Raw genomic sequence first — 18,953 nt, 5'->3', positions numbered from 1 at the left:
ACCTTTGTGCCTTTACTACATGTTTAACAAGCAGCAAATTCAATGGCTTTAATAAAATTATTCCTGGCACCTGGCAAAGAGCACTCCTTAAAACGCCTGCACCCCTGGGTATTCTCGGGTGCCATCCGGAAAATGGACGGCGAACCAAGCGAGGGAGAAGTGGTGGAAGTATACTCGCACAAGCAGGAGTTCCTGGCGATGGGCCAGTATGCTCCCGGCTCCATCGCGGTGCGCATCATCTCTTTTGAGCAGGTTGAGCCGGACTATGCCTTTTGGAAAAGCAAGGTTCAGGCTGCTTACGATTACAGGAAAAGCCTGGGCATTATAGATAATCCGCATACGGATGTATACCGCTTGATCTATGCGGAGGGCGACGGGGTGCCTGGCCTGATAGTGGATGTGTACAAAGACACAGCCGTGGTGCAAACGCATTCTGTGGGTATGTACCTGGTGCGTGACCATATAACAAAGGCACTGCAGGAAATATATGGCTCCTCGCTTACCGCCGTTTACGATAAAAGCGCTGAGTCGCTTCCCGCCAAAGCACCGGTAACTCCTGAGAACGGCTATCTCTTTGGCGCCACTTCAGGGGGTGTTGTGGTGACGGAAAATGAGAATGAGTTCTTTATAGATTGGGAAGGAGGCCAGAAAACGGGTTTTTTCATCGATCAGCGTGAAAACAGAGCCTTGCTGGCCCGCTATGTACAAAACAAAACGGTGCTTAATACTTTTTGCTATACCGGCGGTTTTTCGGTGTATGCCTTAAATGCCGGGGCAAAAGAGGTGCATTCTGTGGATGTATCCAAGAAGGCGATCGAACTGACGGAGAAAAATGCTGCATTAAGCCAGCACCCGGAACGGCATACGGCTTTTGCCATGGATACCTTTGAATTTCTGAAAGGCAAAGAGGACCTTTATGATGTGATCATCCTGGACCCTCCGGCCTTTGCCAAAAGCCAGAAAGTACGCCACAATGCCCTGATGGGCTATAAGCGACTGAACGCGGAGGCAATGAAAAAAATAAAACCCGGCGGGATCATCTTTACTTTTTCCTGCTCCCAGGTTGTGGATAAGTATCTATTCAACAGTACTGTAATGGCAGCTGCCATAGAAGCAGGCCGAAAAATCAAGATCATGCACCACCTCTCGCAGCCAGCAGATCACCCGATTTCTGTGTTTCACCCGGAGGGCGAATATTTAAAAGGCCTTGTGCTCTTTGTGGAGTAGCCCACTCGGAGTATTTGGCACCCCAAGCCAGATTCAAATAAAATTTAAAAGGCTAATTACTGAGCCAGTTATTTTCAGGAAGCGCATCCGGTAACTCCATCCGGATGCGCCATTCCTTCGGGTAATAGTTATTTACACGGTTCCCAATTTGCTTGGCCCAGCCCAATGGCAGTTGCTTGTACTGCAGCAGCACCCAGTCGTTGCCCCCTCCTTCCAGCATTATATCCTCTTTACGCAGGTACTTCAATGCTTGCTCCAGACTAAGCTCAGCCACCTGGAAGAAATCCTTGTTCAGATGTTGTGCCAGCGCCAGGGAATGCACAGGCTTAAGCTTTTTCCCTTTTACCTCGGCAACTTCGGTGCCTGCATAAATGACGTGCATGTTTTGATAGAGCTCATCCAGTGCTTCAAAATGAATGGTGGGAATAGCAGATAGCAGCTCTCCCCATTGCAGCCAGCTGTACCTTTCCGGTTCCTGAAGCCAATTATGTACCAGTGCCTGTTCTTTTTTACCGGCCAGCGTTACCTTGTGTTTCTTCTTTTTGGTGTTGTGGCCATGCGCCTCCGCTGTGCCCGCTTTTTGCAGTACGGCCAAAAAGAAGCCCTCACCCTGCACACGGTGCGGATAAAATCGATAGCCCTCGATGCCATTCAACTGGGAGGCTTCTATGCCCCAAGCTGGCTTTAAATCAATTTTTACACTTACTGCGCATTCCTGGGTAGCCAGCCAGGTCATATTCTCTTCATTCTCTGCTGTATTCCAGGTACAGGTGCTGTAGACCATTACGCCACCCGGCCTGAGTGTTTCCCATACATCGGACAGAATGCGCTGTTGCCGCTGGGCGCAAAGGTTGACATTGTCCTCTGACCATTCCTCCATAGCCTTTGGGTCTTTTCTGAACATCCCTTCCCCGCTACAGGGCGCATCGATGACCACCACGTCAAAGAAATCAGGTAGCCTGGAAAACTGACGTGGATCGTTGTTGGTAACCACCACATTGCCACTGCCCCATTTGGTTACGTTTTCAGCTAAAATACTTGCCCTGCTTTTGATCACCTCGTTGGTTACCAACAAACTATCTGCAGAGAGCAGGCTTGCCAGGTGCGTGGACTTGCCTCCGGGTGCGCCGCAAAGGTCAAGTACCCGCAAAGGTTCCTGTATGTTAACTGCCTGTTTTAGCGCCTGCTCCAGGAACATGGAACTGGCTTCCTGCACATAATACCCCCCGGCGTGCAAAAGTGGGTCTAATGTAAAAAGAGGCCGTTTGGCTAAATAGTAAGCTTGCCTGGCCCATGGAACTTCTGGTAAATCGGGCAAAGCGCTGATTTTGGCACTATTCATCCGGATGCTGACTGGGGCGGCTTGTGCCAGGGAAGCCTCAAAACATGCGAAGCTGTTACCCAGCATATCTTGCATGCGTTCCTTAAATGCGATAGGGAGTTCCATAAGTATAACAAAGGTACAGCTAATAGCCTGTAATTAAAATGAGGACTTCAAGCACATATATTCCCTGACGATGGGAAGGTCGGCTGGACTCCAGTCATACTGAAGCAGCGCGTTTGCCTTTTCCCATACTGCCTGCCGGTGCTCCAGCAATTGGATAACACCACTTTGGAACGAGCATATGTAAGGATTGAGCTGGATGGTATTAGTAGGGTAACTATAATACACCGGGGAGAGCATTTTGCCAGGCCTGACCTGAATGTTCAGCTCTTCCTGTATTTCACGTTGGAGGCATTCCCGTTCTGATTCACCCCTTTCGAGTTTACCCCCCGGAAATTCCCATAACAGGGGGTGCGACATTTCTTTGCTGCGTTGTGTGATTAAGGTAAGTCCATCTCTCTCAATAATGCCACATACTACTTGTAAATGCACTAGCTTTCTTTGAACCATGTCAAAATTTTATTCTCAAGCCTTTTACGACCCGTTCTGGTTTCTCTAGTTCATAAAAAGTATAACCTAAGCCAAGGCAAAAGATAAGGTTGAGCCAACCTATACTTTGGTCAGGTATCAGGCCAAAGTATAGTACCTGCACCAAGAAAATATGATAAGAAGCCTGTCCCAAGCGTGTAAGTATTACCAAGAAGAGGCTGCTGGAGTTTTGCGGAAATAGCATCAATCCCATCCACACTAAAAAGGCGGCGTAACCAAAAGACATAAAGTTCTGCAGTTTCCAATCTTGCCTGATGAAGGGTAGTGTATAGGAAGTATAGCCTACCAGATAGAGATAAACTATACCTAGAAAACCCACTGTAACAAATAACATAATCAAGTAAGTGCGATTCACTTTGCCAAAGGGCCATTTCGATAGCCAATACCCGAATGCAACGGACGAGAAGTATCTCGGAAAGGCCGCACTGTACAAATAGTTATCAGTGTTAAAGTAGGCAATATGGCTGCCCCACCAAAGAAAGGCGACTTCCAGGCTTATTAAAAGTAACGTTGTCAGGATAGCATTCTTGTTAAGCAGGTACCCGATAAGGGGCAATAAAAGTATGGATTGAAATAGCAGGGTGATGAAATAATTGCCTTCGCCAGTTACAGGAAGCAGTCCAACCAGGGAATAGAGATTAATGGAGATTACGTCTTTGTTAAAAACAAATCCCCAAAGTAGCCCTAGCACATAGGCCATCAGAAAAACCTGCAGGTACGGTACAAGTATTCGGGAGGCTTTCCGGTAAAAATAGCTGTCAGTATAGAGTGGCTGTACGCGTGGTTGCTCTGTACTCATCTTCAAACCCAGGTTCAGGCCCATAAGTGTCATGAACAGGGGCACCGCCTGCCATATATGAAAGGGGGCATAACTAGTATACAGCACTTCTTTCGGTAAAGAGTGAAGCAGGATAACTGCTATAATACTCAACCCTTTTAAGATGTCGATTTGCTGTAAATATACTTTCATCTAAAGCAGATAATCGGATACCAATCTGTTTGTAAATCAAAAGTAACGAATCTGCAGTATAAAAAGAGTACAAACGTAACGTATGGGTTTAAATCTCAATTATAAATTTGTATTGCTTATAAGTAGTGTGGCTGCCATCGTATCTGCCCTATTCAACACTGTCGCAGTGACTGTCTTATGGCTAGGATATAGACTCGTGCCGGTATGGGGCCCGCGTAGCCTATCGAATTATTTGTTCATTTACAGCATTGCTGTTAGCTTCCTGATAGCCTGGATAGTTACCAAAACAACCCGGCATGCAATTCGATCCCGTAAGGTTATGCCTTTGCACTGGCACCTGAAAAGCCAGACCCTCGTTGATAAATTGCCTTCCAGAACCTTACACCGATCGGTGCTGCTGGCTGTTACCAGCGGACTTATGACAAGCTTGACCTTATACTTGCTGGAGCTAAAGGAACTCCATACATTGTATGTGACAGAGATACTGTACTTCTGCAATTTTTATGTGATATTACAAGCTATTGCTATTGCCATAATGGCCATTTACAGGGCCATGGGGGATAACGTGATGTGGCATGCTAAAGCCACCTGAGCCAAACGCAATCCCAGCAAAGTGAGTTTTTTGCTCAGGTGCCGCGGATGTTTATTTGAATTGTTCTTTAAGAATTTCGAATTCCACGGTTGGCGAAATGCGGTCATACAGTATCATATAAACTGCTTTTGTAATGGGCATGTTAACACCTAGCTTTTTGTTAAGCTCATAAATGCTTTGCACGGCATAGTACCCCTCCGCCACCATGTTCATTTCTATCTGTGCTGACTTAACTGTATATCCCCTTCCGATCATATTGCCAAAGGTTCGGTTACGGCTAAACTGTGAATAGGCCGTAACAAGCAGATCACCAAGGTAGGCAGAACCACTTAAATCACGGTGAATAGGCATAATGGCATCCAGGAATCGTTCAATTTCAAACATGGCATTTGATACCAGTACTGCTTGAAAATTATCGCCATAGTTTAAACCGCGGGCTATTCCGCAGGCCAGGGCAATGATGTTTTTCATCACCGCGCAGTATTCCACCCCATCCAGGTCATCTAGGGGGTTGGCTTTAACATAACGGTTGCGCAGCATCTCACAGAAACGATCGGCAGTACCGAGGTCATGCGATCCAATAGTCAGGTATGATTGTTTCTCCAAGGCTACTTCCTCTGCATGGCATGGCCCGGCAATCACGAGTTGATGTGTATTCGGAACCTGAAACTCACGCTCCATATAATCCGTGATCAGGATGTTCTGTTTCGGAATCATACCTTTTACCGCCGAAACCACCACCTTGTCGCGGAAAGCATTGCGAGGAAGATCTGCCAATGCCTGTTGTACGAAAGCGGCCGGAACGGCAAGTATCACCCAATCTGCAGCGGCAATTACTTCCTTGATGTCAGAAGAGGGTTTAACAAAATCCAAATCAAAGGAAACGCCGCTTAAATAGCGCGGATTATGCCTGTAATTTAGCAAGTGTTGCACATCGTTGTGGTTGCGCATCCACCAGTGAATCTGCGATCGGTTCTCAGAGAGAATCTTAACCAAGGCCGTGGCCCAACTCCCTCCCCCTAAAACGGCTACTTTTTCCAATACTGATTTTTCTTAGTTCTCGTCCTTTGTTTCAGCAGCAATGGCGGCTTTGTCCAGCGTGGCGGCATCTTTCACTGCTACCTTAGCCCCGTCTTTGAGTGTTTTTGATACAGCCCTAAACGGACCCGATACAACTTTTTGACCTGCTTTTAGACCGCTAACTATCTCAATGTTCTCAAAATCGCTTATGCCGGTTTTAACCTTTACCGTTTTCACTGCGTTGCTAGCACTGTCGTAGGCAAAAACAACTTCCTCTATTTTAACAGGTGCTTTTGGTAAATCCTTTTCGGCGTTCGCATCTTTTTGCTCTTCCCCAGGGATATTTTCCTCCTGGTTGGCAGATCGCGTTGTCACGGCTGAAAGCGGAACTGATAAAACGTCGGATTTCTTTTCGGTGATAATGTCTACTGATGCCGTCATCCCAGGTCTGAAGGGTCTGGCATTGGTTTTGGAAAGGTGGCTGTAGGAATCATTGATAAGGCGAATCCGCACTTCGAATTCCGTCACTGCTTCCAGGCTGGCAACATCGCGGGCCGTATTGGCAATGGATGTAACAACCCCTTTGAATTTCTCGTCCTTACTGGCGTACGAATCCACCTCTACGATCACGGAGTCTCCGAGCGCTACCCGAATGATGTCATTTTCGTTCACGTTTACGCGCACCTCCATATTGTTTAGGTTAGCAATGCGCATGATCTCCGTACCGGCCATTTGCGAGGTGCCTACCACCCTTTCGCCCCGTTCCACGTTCAGTTTGGATACAATTCCGCTGGCGGGGGCGTAAATAGTGGTCTTGTTCAGGTTTTCACGGGCATCCTTTAACGATGCCTGCGCATTCTGCACATTAAATTCGGAGGCGCGCACACTTTGGCGCAACGACTCTACTTCCTGCCGGGCAGACTCGTAATTAGCGGCAATCTGCTGCCATTCCGCCTGCGATATAACTTTCTGGTCGAACAAGGACTTGTTGCGGTCATAGTTCTGCTTAACCTGCGCCAGGTTTGCCTGCGATTGGGCCAGCCTCGCCTTCGACTGCCCCAGGTTTGCACGTGAAGAGTTCACGCTTGCCTGTTGCGCATCTACAAAAGACTGGTAATTATCAGGCCGAATGCGCAATAACAGTTGCCCTTTGACGACAGAGTCCCCTTCTTCCACATTCAACTCAATAATCTCACCGGATACATCCGGGCTGATCTTAATTTCTGTCTCGGGTTGTATCTTTCCGGAAGCACTCACTTTTTCAACAATCTCTACTTTTTTAGCCTCGGCCAGAACAACTTCTGTTCCTTCGTCCTGTGCTATCCAACCCGCTTTTTTTGCGCCAATAATTCCAAACAGTAGAAATAAAAGTACGCCAACCAGGATGGGGATCAGCTTTGATTTTTTCTTTGCCATAGTTTTTTATAAAGAGATTTCTTTTCCTTGGTAAAAGTCTAGTACCTTTTGTTTAAATGTGAATTCATACTTGGCCTGCAGTAAATTAGACTGTGCAGCACGGTAGTTGTTGGCCGCTATGTTAAATTCTACCGTGTTTATCACGCCGCTGTTTAAGCGGAGCTGGGCATTCCGGTAATTTTTTTCAGCTGCCCTGAGTTGCTCTTTGGCAGCAACATATTTGCGCCTGGCAGCCAGGGCATCAACAGTCGCCTGCTCTATTGTCTGGCGCAGGTTATCGCGGGCGATATCGGCATTCAAGCGCGCATTCTGCTCATTTATAATTGCCCGCTGCACATTGCTACGCGCCTGCAAACCATTTAAGATGGGTACACTGAGCTGTACTCCCACCTGCTTGTAAATATTATCACCGATTTGGTCAAAAAACGGGTAGTCGCCATAAACAGGCTGAAATGCCACGCTGGGCAGGAATACGGTGCGGGCCAGTTGTTCTCCCTGTGGGTCACTGTAAAAGTCCTGCCGGATGTATCCGTTATCGATGATCTCGCGCCCTGTTAAAAACTTACTGGTGTTAGAGTACCTGCTACTAATACCGCCAACCAGACTAACCCTGGGGTAATAGGCGCCCCTGGCAATCTCCAGGCCTTTGGCGGCGCTAAGCACCTGAAGATCGGCTGCTTTGATAGCTGGCTGCTCCAATTCGGCAATTTCATAAACCTGCTGCCCGTTAACGAGTACTGGTGCCTGATCCGGGTCAGGAATCAGAGGTATTTCGATTTTAAAATCGGGGGTAACGGGAATGTTCAGCAACTGCATTAGCGACACGAGTGTCAGGTCGCGTTGATTCTCTGCGTTGATGATGGACAACTCATCGGAAGACTGCTGTGATTCCAGATCCAGGACAGAGTTCTCTGCAACACTGCCGGCTTTGAACAAAATGCGGGTTCTATCCAGCTGCTGTTTTGTTAGGTCACGCTGCTGCATCGATGTTTTGATCAGCTCCTCAGAAAAAAGTATATTCAGATAAGCCGTGATGATCTGGATAGTGATATCGTTCTGTACAGCTAATGCCCTTTGTTCACTGGCCTTTAAATCCAACTCGTTCTGCTTGATGGTGTTCGTGTACTGGAAACCCATAAAAAGCGGAATGCTGGCATTAGCCTGTACATTGGCCGTTTGAGAACTTTGGTTAACCAGACTAAAGGTTACCGGATCCTGGTACGAGCCTGAGTTATAGTTGTAATTACCGCCAGTGTTAATAGAAGGCAGGCGTTCATACTTAGACTGCTTGAGATCAACCACAGCTAAATTACGGTTAAGTAGGCTTTGGCGCACCTGCAGGTTTTTACTTAGCCCATAATTCACAGCCTCTTGTAACGACCAAGCCCCATCCCCATTGGGGTCTTGCTGCGCAGATGCTGCGTTAAAGCCGGCAGAACCTAAAAAACCTAAGGCGAATAAGATTAGTTTATTTTTTTTTTTCATAGTGCTAGCAAATTATAGATCGATATTCGGAATATATATCACATTTTTAACCCAGCTCAACTGGCGCATGTACTCCAGCGTTATGGGTTTTATGCCCGAGTCCATTTCTATAAACTGACGGGCCAGCTCGTTTCTTCCTTTCCGCGAAACGCTCATAGTGGCAATGTTACAATCGTCGTGCGCCAGTACAGAGGCGATGAATGCAATGCTGCCGCGTACGTCGCCTGCATCAATAATAAGGGTGTGCAGCGTGGCAGAGAAGCTGGCGGTAAAGCCATCCACTTCCACGATGTTGATCACGCCTCCTCCTCTGCTCTGGCCAATTACTTCTACTTCCCTTCCCCCACCCTTCAAGTATAACTTGATCGTGTTTGGGTGCATGGTAGAGGCGTTTCCGACAGATTTGAAAGTATATTTCAGCCCACGTTCTGCTGCATGGTCAAAAGCTTCTTTTATGCGTTTATCATCCGTTTTAAAATCCAGTAAACCCGCCACTATTGCCCTGTCGCTGCCATGGCCCTCATAGGTGCGGGCAAAAGAATTGTAAAAGGTGATTGTGGCCTCTTCGGGGGCAGCTCCCAATATGCGAATGGCAGCACGTGCAATCCGCACCACACCTGCAGTGTGAGAGCTGGACGGACCAATCATCACAGGTCCTATCATATCAAATACACTACTTTTTTCAGCCATGTAGCTTAACAACAGATCAGATATTGTAAAAACCAAATTTAGGAATTTACAACCAGTTTCGCAGAATTTACCCCTTAAAATAGCTTTATTTATACTAACAGCGTGTTTTGCTCTACAAATAGAACACAATAACCCATAAAGGCCCTGCTAACCGGCTATCGTTTTATAAGCTATCTATCCGCAAAAGCCAGGTATCAGGTAGCTAATGCCAGGCTATTTCTCGTTTATTAGTGAATGGGTGCTATAAAATGGTTAGTTTTGTGTCATTCGCAGCATCCTAAAGATTGATTAAAATGCGTGAAATGGAACATGTCTTTAAACCTGAAGTTCTGGAACAACTAAAGCGGCTGGAGGAAAAATACGTGCCCCTTGGCCAGGATCTTGCTGCCTACCTGGAAGGTATGTTTCACACCAAATTCCTGAATTACTGGGATTACATTCACCTGGATACCCTCCTCAGCCTGCAGAACCCCAGAACAAATATTCCTGATGAAAAGATCTTCATCATGTATCACCAGATCACAGAGCTATACTTTAAACTTTGCCTGGAGGAATTCCGTCAAATAGCTGAAGATAAAGACATTACCGTTGAATGGTTCATCAGAAGGTTAAAGCGGATTAACCGTTATTTCGATAACCTGATCAACTCCTTCGATGTGATGGTAGATGGCATGGACCCAAAGCAGTTCCTGCAGTTCCGGATGGCGCTTATGCCTGCCAGTGGCTTCCAGTCGGCACAGTACCGGCAGATAGAGATCGCCTCCACGGACCTGCGCAACCTGGTTGACAAGGCTAAGCGTGCAGCCCTGGGGCTGGAGAGTTCTCAGGAAGAAATGATCGGCTGCATTTATTGGAAAGCCGGAGCCACCGAAATGGCCTCGGGCGCCAAGACGCTTACCCTGCTGCAGTTTGAAGAAAAGTATACAGCAGAACTCATACAGTTTGCCAAGGAATACCAGCATAAGAATGCATGGAGCGTATACAAGCGCTTTTCCGAGGAAGAGCAACAGTACCCCAAAGTAAAAAAAGCCCTGCGCGAGCTCGACAGCAATGTAAACGTGAACTGGCCCCTGATGCACTACAAGTCGGCGGTACGGTACCTGCAGCGCGACCCTGAAGTGATCGCTGCCACGGGAGGCACCAACTGGCAGAAGTACCTCCCTCCTAAATTCCAGAAGCGCATCTTTTACCCTGAGCTGTATTCCGAGCAGGAGCTGGAGGACTGGGGTAAAGGCTGGGTGGAGAAAATTCTGAACGGAGATGATTGACGGAAGCAAGCGCAGGCTTAGAACTTCTGTTGCTGCAATCTTGTTCAAAAGCGGTTAAGAGTATTCACCATTTAATTCGGTTTAAGGCAAACTACCTTACCCCATCCCCATGAATAAAAAAGAACTTGACCTGGTACTGTCACCCGAGGTTGCCTTTGATGCGCAACTACTCGAACAGGAGATCCTGAAAAGTGCACATGTTTACCCCGAAGATGTAAGGTATGTGCATCGGGTAAAGCGTTCTATTGATGCCAGGGGCCGCGAAGTGTTGGTGCGCATCAAAGCCGATGTTTACCTGGAAACGCCACCCACTGATGTTATATCCCCATCTTTCCATTACCCGGATGTCTCCGGCAGCAAATCGGTGATCATCGTGGGGGCCGGCCCTGCGGGTTTGTTTGCTGCCTTGCGCTGCATCGAGCTCGGGCTTAAGCCCATTGTGCTGGAACGCGGCAAAGATGTGCGCAGTCGGCGGCGTGACCTGGCTGCCATCAACAAGGCGCATGTGGTACACCCGGACTCGAACTATTGCTTTGGAGAAGGCGGCGCCGGTACCTATTCTGACGGCAAGCTGTATACGCGCTCTAAAAAACGGGGCGACCTGCAACGCATCCTGCAAATACTGGTGCAGCACGGCGCCTCGCCGGATATCCTGTTCGACGCCCATCCGCATATAGGCACCAACAAACTCCCCGGTATCATCGAGGCGCTTCGTACTACCGTGCGCACGGCGGGTGGGGAAGTGCTTTTTGACAAGCGCGTTACCGACTTTATAGTTGAGCATGGGCAAATGCGCGGCGTAGTAACCCAGGACGGGCAGGCCTACACCGGAGAGTCGGTTATTTTGGCTACCGGCCACAGTGCCCGCGACATTTTTGAACTGTTGCAAACCAAAGCGATCCTGGTTGAGGCCAAACCTTTTGCCATGGGTGTGCGCGTGGAGCATCAGCAAAGCCTGATAGACAGCATTCAGTATAAATGTGAGGCGCGGGGGCCGTATTTACCGGCCTCTAGCTACGCGCTCGTGCACCAGACACACTATAAGAACCGGCAGCGCGGTATCTTCTCATTTTGCATGTGCCCGGGTGGGTTCATCGTACCCTCGGCCACAGCGCCCGGCGAGGTGGTGGTCAATGGGATGTCCCCGAGCCGGCGCGATTCCCGTTTCTCTAACTCCGGCATCGTAGTGGCCGTGGAGTTAGAGGACATGGATATTGAAAAGCACGGTGCCCTCGCGGGCTTGCGTATGCAACAGGAACTGGAACAGAAAGCGTGCGCCCTGGCAGGTGGCACGCAGGCCGCCCCAGCACAGTTGTTAAAAGATTTTACCGATCGTAAGGTCAGCCCCCAGTTGCTGGAGACCTCGTATCAACCGGGCCTGGTATCTGTCGACATGAATCAGCTGTTCTCCGAAGAAATGGCTTATCGTTTACGGGAGGGCTTTAAGGCGTTTGGAGGCAAAATGCGCGGCTACCTGAGCAACCAAGCCCAGATCGTGGGGGTGGAAAGCCGTACCTCCTCCCCTGTGCGCATTCCACGCGACCGCGACACGCTGGAGCACGTGCAGGTAAAGGGGTTTTATCCTTGCGGCGAGGGCGCCGGATATGCAGGAGGTATCGTGTCTGCTGCCATGGACGGGGAACGCTGCGCCGAAAAGATTGCCCTTAAGGTTTTGGTGCCCTGAACAGCTAAGTATTCCTTATTTTAAACTCTTCTGGTACTTTTCAGCGTAAACACACAGAAGGCGGCAGCTGTAATACTTCGTTTCTGAGCAGCGTGCGTCTTTTGTAGAACCAGGTAGAATTTTAAATATGAAAAAAACTGTAGTGTTAGGAGCCTCCGATAACCCCGCCAGGTATGCTTACAAAGCTGTGCACAGGTTGCAGCAGCATGGGCATGAAGTGGTGCCTGTAGGCATAAAAAAAGCTGAAGTGGGAGGCCAGTCCATTGTCACGGATAAAAGCCAGCCCATCGCGAATGTAGATACCGTTACACTTTACGTAGGGCCGCAGAATCAGCCTTTCTGGTATGAGTATGTACTTTCACTCAAGCCTAAACGAATTATTTTTAACCCAGGCACTGAAAACCATGTGTTTGAAAAAATGGCCGCCGATGCGAACATTGAAACACTGCACCATTGTACCCTGGTTATGCTGGCCACAGATAGCTATTAAAAAAATGATTTCAAGCTAAACCCCTCTTTTTCCGCAACGTATATAAGATAAAATAAGGCAGATGGCATTTGTTGTCTATGCCCATTAAGAAGGGATCTATAAAGATCCCTTCTTTTGTTTTAGGCCTTAAAAAAGCTGGGCCCGCTATTCGTTTAGCGGGCCCAGCTTTTCTAGTTATTTACATTTCTACAATTTACTTTCTTCAGGCTTTTGTGCCCCATCTTCTTCGTCTTCCATCATGTGGCGCATGGTAGATGCCAGCGCCATATCAGACATGATGTTGGAACCGGTGGTCTGCATTTTGTTTTTCAGGCCCGATACGATCCTCGATTCCCCGTGCATCAGGGCATCGTACCCATCCTTGGCCACTTCCTCTGGTTCTGAAAGGCTTCCGTTGGCGGCCCGGGTGTGGGCGGCTCCTGCCCTTCTGAAGAACATCGTGTTGCTGGCACCTGGGCAAAGTGCCGTTACAGTGATACCGGTATCCTTCAGTTCGTTAGTGAGCGCTTCCGAAAAGGATAGCATAAAGGCTTTGGTCGCGCCGTAGATCGTCATCAGGGGTGAGGGCATAAACGACACCACTGAAGCCAGGTTCAGGATTTTACCTGCATTCATTCTTTTCATGTCCTGCAGGAAAAGTTTGGTGAGCTCCACCGGGGTGACCATGTTAAGCTGCATGATCGCTTTCTCTCTGTCCAGGTCCGTTTCATCAAAGAAGCCATGCACACCTGCCCCGGCATTGTTGATGAGCACATCCACATGGATTCCGCTCTTTTTTACTTCATGGTATACTTCCCGTGCCGCATCCGGCCTGGAAAGGTCGGAGGTGATGATGCAGACATGTTCCAGTTGGTGTTCTTCCTGTAACTGATGCCCCAGTTTACGAAGGCGTTCTTTGCTGCGCGCCACCAGAATCAGGTTGTAGCCATCCTTTGCAAATAACTTCGCGAATTCCATCCCGAACCCGTTGGAGGCGCCGGTAATAAGTACTGTCTTTCCTTTGTTTTCCTCTTTCATTGTTTTCATAGTTAAAGTGGCAAGCTTGCCAGAATTGGCAAACAGGTTTCTATATGTACCTTGCCAGCCGGCGATAGGTTACCAGGTAACCCATATTAAAGCCCTTAAAATCATGGCTGCCATCAGCTGCAGCAAAGGGAAAATACTGTTCAGGGTTCAAGTATAAGCACACTGCGAGCGCCCAGGTATAAAGCCGGCCTAAGCTTCTCTCCTGAGTACCTCCAGGGGTGGCCTGTTGAGAATGCCCCGGCTGTTTAGCATGCCGATAAAAACAGTTAAGATCGTAATGCCAAAGAAGACCGGGATAAGTGGTGTGAGGTCCGGCACAAAGGCTACCTCAAAGCTAAATACGGCTAAGGCCCAGCTTGCCCCCACGGCCAGTATAACGCCAGTGCCGGCAGCCAGGGCGCCCAGTAACAGGTACTCAAAGGCGTTGATGCTTAAGATCTGCTTGCGGCTTGCCCCCAAAGTTCGCAGTAGTACACTTTCCTGCACCCGCTGGTATTTACTGTTATTAATCGACCCGATCAGAACCAACAAGCCTGTGCTGATGCTAAAGAGGGCCATAAAGCGGATCACAAAGGATATCTTTCCCAAAATATCATCCAGGGTTTCCAGAATCAGGCCAAGATCTATAGCGGACACATTCGGGAACTGCCGCACCAGGGACTGCTGAAACTGTGCCGCCTGCTTATCTGTTTCTGTGCGGGTCATGATGACATGGAACTGTGGGGCCTCCTCTAGCACGCCTTCTGGAAAGAGGACCAGGAAATTGGTCTGAACCCTGTTCCATTCCACCTCCCGTAAGTTTGCCACTACCGTTGTCACCATAGCCCCCTGCACATTAAAGACCATTGTATCGCCGATGCCTACTTTTAATCGCGCTGCATAATCCTCTTCAACGGAAATAGGTACGGGTGCATTCGGGTCCGTTACTTTGCCCTGCCAGGTGCCTTCCACGCTTTTCTCTGAGTTGATGAGGGAATCGCGGTAGGTGACGCGGTATTCGCGCGTAAAGGTCCAGTCGGGTATGCCGAGCGTGGTGTCTTTCCGCACATCAGCAGCGGTAAGCCCTTTAATCTCCTCCACGCGCATCGACACCACCGGAACTGATTGAATGATGGGCAGCCCCTGCTCGCGCGTAAACTGCGTAATGGCCTCTTTCTGGGCACTCTGAATATCAAACAGCACCAGGTTCGGTTGGTTCTCGCTCCCGGCAAAAGCCACTTCGCTGAGCAAGATGCGCTGCATCAGGAAGAGGGTGGCAATCAGCGCGGTGCCTAATCCGATGGATACCGTGAGAAGCAGCGTTTGATTGTTGGGCCGGTACAAATTAGCCAGGCTCTGGCGCCACACGTAGCCCCAGCCCACCGGAAAAAAGCGCCTGACAAACCACATCATGAGCCGCGCTATCAAGGCCAGCACTACAAAGGCCACCAGAACACCCGCTGTAAAAACCAGGGCCTGCAGCCAGGTGCCGAGCTGAAAGTAACTGAACACGAAAATAAAGCCTAAAATGAAAAGGTATACCACCCAGCGCCACTTGTCCTGCCCCCCGGCGGTTGGCTCCACGCTGGCCCGGAGGGTAATGAGCGGCGAAACATTACGGATAGCAAGCAAAGGGAGCAAGGCAAACAAAACAGCCACGATCAAGCCAATGGCAATGCCCTGCAAAATAGCCGGCCAGGAAACAGCGACGGTAACCTCCACAGGGAGAAACGTTTTAAACAACTCGGGCAGGTACAGCTGTATCAGGCTCCCGAGCACAGCGCCCACGATAGATCCGATAATGCCCATGGCCATCACCTGGAACAGGTACACCAGAAAGGCCTGTTTCCCGCTCATGCCCAGGCACCGTAGTACACCAATGGTAGGCAGCTTCTCACGGATGTAAATGTGTACCGCACTGGCAACGCCCACGCACCCCAGAAGCAAGGCCACAAAGCCTACAAGCGCCAGAAAACGGGCCAGGTCCTCATACGATTTGCCGGTACTCTTTTTGCGGCTCTCGATGGTGTCGTAGCCAAATCCTGCTTCCTCCAGCCTAGGTTCCAGCTTTTTTACCAGGGCATCAGGGTCAGTTTTCAGGGGTAGCTTGTAGTACTGGTAGTAACTGATGCGGCTTCCGCGCTGCATCAGGCCCGTTTCATCCAGATACTTGCGCGGAATGTAGACTGCCGGGGCAATGGTGGCCGTCATAGCCGATTGCCCCGGAATCTTGTGCAAGGCCCCGGCAATCTCAAAGGTCTGGTTCCCGACTTTGATGGAGTCGCCGGGTTTGGTGTTAAACTGCAACAACAAGGTGTTGTCCACGAGCGCTTTTCTGCCCTCGCTCCGAAAAGTGCGGCTGGCGCTCGCAGGCTCGGTCTCTATCGCCCCATAATACGGAAAGCCGCCTTCTTCCAGTGCGCGCACCTGCACCAGGCGTGTGCCTTGCGAGGCCTCAAAAAGGACCATCGAAACGAAGCGCACCTCATCAGACCTGTCCCCGCCCAGACCAATGGAGTCCAGTAAAAGCTGCATCTTGGGGTCAATCTCCTTGTTAGAGGCAATGACCAGGTCGGCCCCGATAAGCGATTTTGCCTGTTTGTCGATGTCTGTGCGCAGGTTATCAGAAAAGGAGTTGATGGCGACCAGGGCGGCAATCCCCAACACAATGGAAGAGATAAACAAGGCCAGCCTGCCCCGGTTACGGCGGCTATCGCGCCAGGCCATTTTAAGCAGCCAGTGCAAGTTCAGGGGTCTCTTTATAGCAGGGCGAATAATGATGTCGGACAAAGCGGCTTATTTAAAGTATGATAATTTCTTCAGCTGGCAACCTGGTACTATTCCCACTTGCCTTCCAGCTGTATCCTGTCATCAGATAGTACCGTGCCTCCTTTTATTCGGATGATGCGGTCGGTCTTCTCGGCAAGCTCCAGGTCGTGGGTTACCAGCACCAGCGTGGTGCCTGCTTCCCGGTTCAGGTCGAACAAGAGCTGCTCCACGCGTTGCCCCGTTTCATCATCCAGGTTACCGGTGGGCTCGTCGGCAAACAATATGGCGGGCTTGTTGGAAAAAGCGCGGGCCAGCGACACGCGCTGTTGCTCTCCCCCCGAAAGTTGGGTAGGATAATGATCGTGCCGGTCCGCCAGGCCGACCCTAGAAAGCAACTCCAGGGCCTGGCTCCTGACATGGCGCTCCCCGCGCAGCTCCAGCGGCACCATCACGTTTTCCAGCGCGGTAAGTGTCGGGATCAGCTGGAAGTTCTGGAAGATAAACCCCACATACTGGTTGCGCACCTGCGCCCGGGCATCTTCCGAAAGGTTATCCAGTTTAATGTTATTGAGTATTACTGAACCAGCGGTGGCTCTGTCCAGGCCGGCGCAAAGGCCCAGCAGCGTGGTTTTACCACTCCCCGAGGGGCCGACGATCGCACAGGTGTCCCCGGCTTGTAGGCTGAAGTTAATTCCCTGAAGCACGGTTAGCGGTTTATCGCCGCTATGGTAGGTTTTCTGAAGTTGCTGAACTGCTAGTATCGTGGACACAGATAGTTATTAAAGTGAATATATTTGTTACTTGCGCCTTAAAACCATTAAACCGCCTGGTTGAGTTATAGTTTAATGGTAGCGGGAGGCAGCCTTAGCGCCGTATTTTCTGTAAAGTATGTAATTGCCTTCCCAACACCGTATAAATTTAAGAAACTAAGTATAAAACTGATGTCAAAGACAAATATTTTAGCGATCTGCACTGCCGCAATTTGTACGCTTTATAGTTGTGGCGATGTGGAGAAAGCCGATACTAATGGCGCAACCCACACAACGGCTGAAAAGGCAGCTGACAAAGCCGTTAAGCATACGGATACGAAAACAATACTGTTTTTCGGCAACAGCCTGACAGCAGGTTACGGATTGGAGCCCGATCAGGCCTTTCCGGCGCTCATTCAGCAGCGAATCGATTCATTAGGACTCCCTTATAAGGTGGTTAATGCCGGGGTGAGCGGTGAAACCACGGCTGGCGGGAAAAGCAGGATCAGCTGGCTGTTAAAGCAGCCCGTGGATGTTTTCGTGCTGGAGCTGGGGGCAAATGATGGTTTGCGCGGCATCGCACCCGAAGAGACCTATAAAAACCTGCAGGCCATCATTCAGCGCGTCCGGGAGAAAAACCCGGACACGAAGATCATCCTGGCCGGCATGCAGATTCCCCCCAACATGGGCCTGAAGTACGCCACCAACTTTAAGGAGGTGTTCACCCGATTGGCAGCGGAAGAAAACGTGGCGCTGATCCCTTTTCTGCTGGAAGGGGTAGCCGGGAACCGGGAGCTGAACCAGGCCGACGGCATACACCCTACGGTTGCAGGACAAAAGATTCTGGCCAACAATGTCTGGACTGTTTTGGATGACATGCTGGAAGCAAAGGCTAAACTTTAAGTCTTTCATGCTGCCGTGTCGTTAGTTACTTAAGAATTTATTTAGCTAATAATCAAAATGTTATAGTATAGGGCAGCGCTGTGTAGTAAATTTTCTAGAAATTTATACTTGCTCAGGCAACCTACTTGGGCAAAGGGGCATCTAAAGGGTACAAAGCAGTTTTCAGCTTTGGGTTTTACCGGATCATAAACAGATAATTTGATAAAATATTACACAGCGTGTCAGAGTCCGAGTTAATAGCAGGGTGTCAGAAAGCTGACAGTAAAGCGCAGAAGGCGCTTTACGAGCGATATGCTTCGCCGATGTTTGGGGTTTGTCTGCGTTACCTGAAAAACGAGATGGATGCCGAGGAGGCCTTACTGAACGGGTTTATGAAGATCTATAAGCACATCGGGAAGTTTGAGGCCAAAGGAAGTTTTGAAGGTTGGGTGCGGCGCATCATGGTAAACGAGGCGCTGGGCTTTCTACGAAAAAAAGAACCCCTGCACCTGGCCATCGACGACAGTCACATTCAGGTGGCAGGAGGCAGCAAAGCAGATCATGACCTGGCGGAGGGAGAACTGATGGAACTTCTGCATGCCTTGCCTGCCGGTTACAGGGCGGTTTTTAACCTCTATGCCATCGAAGGTTACGCACATAAAGAAATTGCAGATATGCTGGGCATTACCGAAGGAACATCTAAATCGCAGCTAAGTAAGGCGCGCGCCATGTTGCAACGCCGTTTAGAAGGACAAAACGCTATTGCCGTTTAA

17 protein-coding genes are annotated in these 18,953 nt (G+C 49.4%); 7 read left to right on the top strand and 10 right to left on the bottom strand.

Annotation, left to right across the window (positions count from 1 at the left end; translation table 11 throughout):
* The first annotated feature begins 42 nt into the window (after positions 1-42).
* On the top strand, positions 43-1,227 hold the full coding sequence (locus tag AC4BAN_RS06270) for a class I SAM-dependent rRNA methyltransferase (protein WP_490563521.1): 1,185 nt from the start codon (positions 43-45) through the stop codon (positions 1,225-1,227).
* A 52-nt stretch (positions 1,228-1,279) separates the two neighbouring features.
* On the opposite strand, the gene AC4BAN_RS06265 is transcribed toward AC4BAN_RS06270, so the two are convergent.
* Genes AC4BAN_RS06265 through AC4BAN_RS06255 form a run of 3 tightly spaced genes read right to left on the bottom strand, consistent with a single transcriptional unit; the run spans position 1,280 to position 4,130 of the window.
* Positions 1,280-2,674 (bottom strand): methyltransferase RsmF C-terminal domain-like protein, encoded by a 1,395-nt coding sequence (locus AC4BAN_RS06265; RefSeq protein WP_490563520.1) that lies wholly within the window; start codon positions 2,672-2,674, stop codon positions 1,280-1,282.
* A gap of 33 nt (positions 2,675-2,707) precedes the next feature.
* Complete coding sequence (locus AC4BAN_RS06260; protein WP_490563519.1) at positions 2,708-3,121, bottom strand: (deoxy)nucleoside triphosphate pyrophosphohydrolase; 414 nt, start codon at positions 3,119-3,121, stop codon at positions 2,708-2,710.
* A gap of 1 nt (position 3,122) precedes the next feature.
* On the bottom strand, positions 3,123-4,130 hold the full coding sequence (locus AC4BAN_RS06255) for an acyltransferase family protein (RefSeq protein WP_490563518.1): 1,008 nt from the start codon (positions 4,128-4,130) through the stop codon (positions 3,123-3,125).
* A 319-nt stretch (positions 4,131-4,449) separates the two neighbouring features.
* On the opposite strand from AC4BAN_RS06255, the gene AC4BAN_RS06250 reads away from it, so the two are divergent.
* The gene (locus AC4BAN_RS06250; RefSeq protein WP_490563517.1) at positions 4,450-4,722 is read left to right on the top strand and encodes a hypothetical protein; all 273 of its coding nucleotides are present in this window, start codon (positions 4,450-4,452) and stop codon (positions 4,720-4,722) included.
* Between the two features lie 51 nt (positions 4,723-4,773).
* On the opposite strand, the gene AC4BAN_RS06245 is transcribed toward AC4BAN_RS06250, so the two are convergent.
* Genes AC4BAN_RS06245 through sdaAB form a run of 4 tightly spaced genes read right to left on the bottom strand, consistent with a single transcriptional unit; the run spans position 4,774 to position 9,333 of the window.
* Positions 4,774-5,763: an NAD(P)H-dependent glycerol-3-phosphate dehydrogenase gene (locus AC4BAN_RS06245; protein WP_490563516.1), complete on the bottom strand. Its 990-nt coding sequence runs from the start codon at positions 5,761-5,763 to the stop codon at positions 4,774-4,776.
* Positions 5,764-5,775: 12 nt separating this feature from the next.
* The gene (locus AC4BAN_RS06240; protein ID WP_490563515.1) at positions 5,776-7,158 is read right to left on the bottom strand and encodes an efflux RND transporter periplasmic adaptor subunit; all 1,383 of its coding nucleotides are present in this window, start codon (positions 7,156-7,158) and stop codon (positions 5,776-5,778) included.
* Positions 7,159-7,164: 6 nt separating this feature from the next.
* Positions 7,165-8,643, bottom strand: coding sequence for a TolC family protein (locus AC4BAN_RS06235; protein ID WP_490563514.1), 1,479 nt, complete (start codon positions 8,641-8,643; stop codon positions 7,165-7,167).
* Positions 8,644-8,655: 12 nt separating this feature from the next.
* Positions 8,656-9,333, bottom strand: a complete 678-nt coding sequence (gene sdaAB / locus AC4BAN_RS06230) for an L-serine ammonia-lyase, iron-sulfur-dependent subunit beta (RefSeq protein ID WP_490563513.1) — start codon at positions 9,331-9,333, stop codon at positions 8,656-8,658.
* Between the two features lie 293 nt (positions 9,334-9,626).
* On the opposite strand from sdaAB, the gene AC4BAN_RS06225 reads away from it, so the two are divergent.
* The 3 genes from AC4BAN_RS06225 to AC4BAN_RS06215 all read left to right on the top strand — a co-directional run bounded on the left by AC4BAN_RS06225 (position 9,627) and on the right by AC4BAN_RS06215 (position 12,775).
* The gene (locus tag AC4BAN_RS06225; RefSeq protein WP_490563512.1) at positions 9,627-10,601 is read left to right on the top strand and encodes a tryptophan 2,3-dioxygenase family protein; all 975 of its coding nucleotides are present in this window, start codon (positions 9,627-9,629) and stop codon (positions 10,599-10,601) included.
* A gap of 109 nt (positions 10,602-10,710) precedes the next feature.
* Positions 10,711-12,285 (top strand): NAD(P)/FAD-dependent oxidoreductase, encoded by a 1,575-nt coding sequence (locus tag AC4BAN_RS06220; protein WP_490563511.1) that lies wholly within the window; start codon positions 10,711-10,713, stop codon positions 12,283-12,285.
* Between the two features lie 127 nt (positions 12,286-12,412).
* Complete coding sequence (locus tag AC4BAN_RS06215) at positions 12,413-12,775, top strand: CoA-binding protein (RefSeq protein WP_490563510.1); 363 nt, start codon at positions 12,413-12,415, stop codon at positions 12,773-12,775.
* 186 nt (positions 12,776-12,961) lie between these two features.
* Here the strand turns inward: AC4BAN_RS06215 and AC4BAN_RS06210 are convergent, their stop codons facing one another.
* The 3 genes from AC4BAN_RS06210 to AC4BAN_RS06200 form a co-directional block, all read right to left on the bottom strand.
* The gene (locus tag AC4BAN_RS06210) at positions 12,962-13,801 is read right to left on the bottom strand and encodes an SDR family NAD(P)-dependent oxidoreductase (RefSeq protein WP_490563509.1); all 840 of its coding nucleotides are present in this window, start codon (positions 13,799-13,801) and stop codon (positions 12,962-12,964) included.
* Between the two features lie 189 nt (positions 13,802-13,990).
* Complete coding sequence (locus tag AC4BAN_RS06205; RefSeq protein ID WP_490563508.1) at positions 13,991-16,570, bottom strand: ABC transporter permease; 2,580 nt, start codon at positions 16,568-16,570, stop codon at positions 13,991-13,993.
* A 47-nt stretch (positions 16,571-16,617) separates the two neighbouring features.
* Positions 16,618-17,319, bottom strand: a complete 702-nt coding sequence (locus AC4BAN_RS06200; RefSeq protein ID WP_490563507.1) for an ABC transporter ATP-binding protein — start codon at positions 17,317-17,319, stop codon at positions 16,618-16,620.
* Positions 17,320-17,490: 171 nt separating this feature from the next.
* On the opposite strand from AC4BAN_RS06200, the gene AC4BAN_RS06195 reads away from it, so the two are divergent.
* Positions 17,491-18,201 (top strand): arylesterase, encoded by a 711-nt coding sequence (locus AC4BAN_RS06195; protein WP_490563506.1) that lies wholly within the window; start codon positions 17,491-17,493, stop codon positions 18,199-18,201.
* Positions 18,202-18,419: 218 nt separating this feature from the next.
* A complete protein-coding gene (locus tag AC4BAN_RS06190) occupies positions 18,420-18,953 on the top strand; it encodes an RNA polymerase sigma factor (RefSeq protein WP_490563505.1) in 534 nt (177 codons plus the stop codon).

Source organism: Pontibacter sp. GD13, assembly GCF_058216355.1.
This window is presented reverse-complemented; position numbering and strand designations above follow the sequence as displayed.

Excerpts from the sequence above, each read along its gene's own strand:
- AC4BAN_RS06270 (WP_490563521.1), top strand. The coding sequence starts at position 43 with ATGGCTTTAATAAAATTATTCCTGGCACCTGGCAAAGAGCACTCCTTA.
- AC4BAN_RS06265 (WP_490563520.1), bottom strand. The coding sequence starts at position 2,674 with ATGGAACTCCCTATCGCATTTAAGGAACGCATGCAAGATATGCTGGGT.
- AC4BAN_RS06260 (WP_490563519.1), bottom strand. The coding sequence starts at position 3,121 with ATGGTTCAAAGAAAGCTAGTGCATTTACAAGTAGTATGTGGCATTATT.
- AC4BAN_RS06255 (WP_490563518.1), bottom strand. The coding sequence starts at position 4,130 with ATGAAAGTATATTTACAGCAAATCGACATCTTAAAAGGGTTGAGTATT.
- AC4BAN_RS06250 (WP_490563517.1), top strand. The coding sequence starts at position 4,450 with ATGCCTTTGCACTGGCACCTGAAAAGCCAGACCCTCGTTGATAAATTG.
- AC4BAN_RS06240 (WP_490563515.1), bottom strand. The coding sequence starts at position 7,158 with ATGGCAAAGAAAAAATCAAAGCTGATCCCCATCCTGGTTGGCGTACTT.
- AC4BAN_RS06235 (WP_490563514.1), bottom strand. The coding sequence starts at position 8,643 with ATGAAAAAAAAAAATAAACTAATCTTATTCGCCTTAGGTTTTTTAGGT.
- sdaAB (WP_490563513.1), bottom strand. The coding sequence starts at position 9,333 with ATGGCTGAAAAAAGTAGTGTATTTGATATGATAGGACCTGTGATGATT.
- AC4BAN_RS06225 (WP_490563512.1), top strand. The coding sequence starts at position 9,627 with ATGCGTGAAATGGAACATGTCTTTAAACCTGAAGTTCTGGAACAACTA.
- AC4BAN_RS06220 (WP_490563511.1), top strand. The coding sequence starts at position 10,711 with ATGAATAAAAAAGAACTTGACCTGGTACTGTCACCCGAGGTTGCCTTT.
- AC4BAN_RS06215 (WP_490563510.1), top strand. The coding sequence starts at position 12,413 with ATGAAAAAAACTGTAGTGTTAGGAGCCTCCGATAACCCCGCCAGGTAT.
- AC4BAN_RS06210 (WP_490563509.1), bottom strand. The coding sequence starts at position 13,801 with ATGAAAACAATGAAAGAGGAAAACAAAGGAAAGACAGTACTTATTACC.
- AC4BAN_RS06195 (WP_490563506.1), top strand. The coding sequence starts at position 17,491 with ATGTCAAAGACAAATATTTTAGCGATCTGCACTGCCGCAATTTGTACG.